Source organism: Sulfurovum sp. bin170 (assembly GCF_010892395.1).
Classification (GTDB): Bacteria; Campylobacterota; Campylobacteria; order Campylobacterales; family Sulfurovaceae; genus UBA1140.
Genome location: NZ_JAACKB010000398.1, coordinates 1 through 2,767, shown reverse-complemented (window position 1 = coordinate 2,767; position 2,767 = coordinate 1). Strand labels below are relative to the sequence as shown.

Sequence of the window (2,767 nt, the reverse complement as noted above, 5' to 3'; positions counted from 1 at the left end):
GGACAGTATCTGCGTGATAGGGGTGGACTGCTCTTTATGTCAGCAGGAAATGGTGGAACATACAACGATGAGACAACTTTTCCTGACTACTCATCATTTGTTGTTGTTGGTGCGACTAGTCAATCTGATGTGAAATCAAGCTTCTCAGAGTATGGTCCATTTGTAGATATTACCGCCCCTGGGGAGTCTATCAGAACAACCTATCTCAATGGTAGTTATGTAAACTACTCAGGAACCTCATTCTCTTCACCGATGACAGCAGGACTTGGGGCGTTAATCTACTCTGTTAACCCTAACTTTACACCTCAAGAGGTTGAGGATATTATCTTTAATACAGCTGTTGATTTGGGTGTGGCTGGGGATGATGATAGCTATGGACATGGACGAATTGATGCCAATGCAGCGATTATCTCAGCAATGAACTATGTTGTCACACCAAACGAACCACCAGTTGCCAATGCAACAGCCACACCGATTAGTGGTATCGCTCCACTTGAAGTGCTGTTTGATGGTTCTACTTCAACAGATGATGGAACGATTGTCTCCTATCAGTGGAGTTTTGGTGATGGAAGTAGTGCTAGTGATGTGAACCCTCTGCATACCTATACCGATGCAGGTACATACTCTGCTACTTTAACAGTAACTGATAATCAGGGAGCTGAGACCACCTCTTCGGCTATCACCATTCAAGTTGACCCTGACACAAGCGTGATTGTCGCACCAAGCAATCTTACAGCAGGTGTAGATACAAACAAGGTGACACTAAACTGGACAGACAACTCAAACAGTGAGACAGCCTTTGTGATAGAGAGAGCTAAGAAAATCAGAGGTAAATACAATTTTGTCGAATTGACAACAGTTGTAACTGATACCATAGAGTATATTGATACGGTAGCAGAGACAGGGGATTATAAATATCGCATCAAAGCTATTAACGATACTATCTCTACAGACTACTCAAATGAAGTTGCTGTAAAAGTTGAAACTTTGGGAACAACACCACCACCAGAGCCTGAACCAGATACACTCGTAGCACCCGTATTGAGTCATACTCTTAGTGGAACAACGGTAAACTTAATATTGTCTCATACTTGCCCTTCAGGAGAAGTTTGTAGCTACGATATTGAGAGAGGTGATGCAAAAGTAAGAGGTCAAATTAACTTCTCGGCATATGGAAGAAGCGATAGTTCGCTGTTACAAGAGAACATTGTTGAGTCTAGTGGGACTTTCTATTATAGAGTGAGAGCGACGACAGCAAATGATGTGTCTGATTTCTCTAATGTTATTTCGGCTCGGATAAAGTAGTCGATGATTTTTCATGCCAAGGTTTAAGCTTTGGTGTGAGTAGGTCGGACTGCCCTCTGTCCGACACATATTGGCATAAATAAAATACCGACTAAAATAAAAAATATTTGCATATAAATATCTATTGAACAATTAATTTTTTGATTGTTGTGATTTATGTCGGACAGAGGGCAGTCCGACCTACTGGATTGAAGATATTTTAATTAATTTTACTCTTTTTAGACAAAAAATCTCTTCTAAACTTTCAAAAATTCTACAAATTCTACTAAAATAGTTGAAATTTCTTTAAAAGTTATTTTAATTTTCTCAAAATCTCATTTCTAACAAGAAAAGTCATTTATCTTCTTATGGAATTTTTCATATATACTTCCTATAAATCTAATTAAGGCGAATTTGAAAAAAGGAAAAAAATGAAAATAATATTTTTTGGAACAAGTGGAGGTATTCCCACTAGAGATAGAAATGTAACCTCGATAGGTTTAAAAACCAAAATGGATAGATGGTCGATGTTTGACTGTGGAGATGGGACTACTTTTCAGGTGGAGAGGTCCAGTTGGGATTTGTCGAAACTTGACTCCATCTTCATTACTCATCTTCACGCCGACCATTTTTTTGGGGTTTTATCGGTTCTCTTTAGAAAAGATATGTACAGAGAGAGTTGTGATTTGACACTCTATGCTCCCAAGGGTGTGAAGGAGTTTATCAATAATAGTTTGGAGATTACCAAAAAAATATTTGGCAAATATAGTCTGAAGATAGTTGAGATAGAGGAGGATGATGAGATAGAGCTTAGGGATATGAAGATAAAAGTTTTACCAATGCGTCACCGAATACCTTGTTATGGTTTCTATGTTGAATCTATGGGAAAAAAGATAATTATCGCAGGGGATAACGAAGAGCCAGAGATATTAAAAGAGTATCTGCAAGATTTAGATTTGCTAATTCATGAGGTGACATTCAAAGAGGAGCATTATGTTAGACACAGAAAAAATTCAATGCACACAACAGCCAAGCGTTTGGGGGAGGTGGCAGATAAATATGGTTTAAAAAGTCTGATTGTTACACATTTGAGTGCAAGATACAAGAGCAAAAAAGATGTGCAGGGACTTTATGATGAGATAGCATTTAGTTATAAATCTAGGCTTTATGTAGCTAATGATTTTGATGAGTTTGAGGTTATGTCAGAGCTTGTTAAGTGCTAAATATCAGTTTCTACTTTGCCTAATCGGCGAGTGGCAAATGAAATATTAAGTAGAAACGACTAAAGATATTATGAGGAGGAGATACTAAAAATAGGAAGGAAAAAAAATATCTCTCTCATGTGGAAATTATAGTGACAATTTGTGACTGAATCGTGGAGAGTATTAGACATCTTGCAAAACTCTTTGGAATCGGAGGCTTCAGCCCAATGCCAATGAATTAAGCTTTTTTTGAACCAAATAGTTCGGGTGTAAACACGCCG

General features: G+C 37.9%; 2 protein-coding genes. Both read left to right on the top strand.

The annotated features are described in order from the left end of the window. The coding region (locus GSY74_RS09435; RefSeq protein WP_164664852.1) for a S8 family serine peptidase at positions 1-1,305 on the top strand (1,305 nt) is incomplete at its 5' end. Positions 1,306-1,715: 410 nt separating this feature from the next. Further along, positions 1,716-2,507 (top strand): ribonuclease Z, encoded by a 792-nt coding sequence (locus GSY74_RS09430; protein ID WP_164664851.1) that lies wholly within the window; start codon positions 1,716-1,718, stop codon positions 2,505-2,507. Positions 2,508-2,767: the final 260 nt, after the last annotated feature.

Bases quoted from the DNA above. Each gene is read 5' to 3' on its own strand.
- GSY74_RS09430 (WP_164664851.1), top strand. From the start codon at position 1,716: ATGAAAATAATATTTTTTGGAACAAGTGGAGGTATTCCCACTAGAGAT.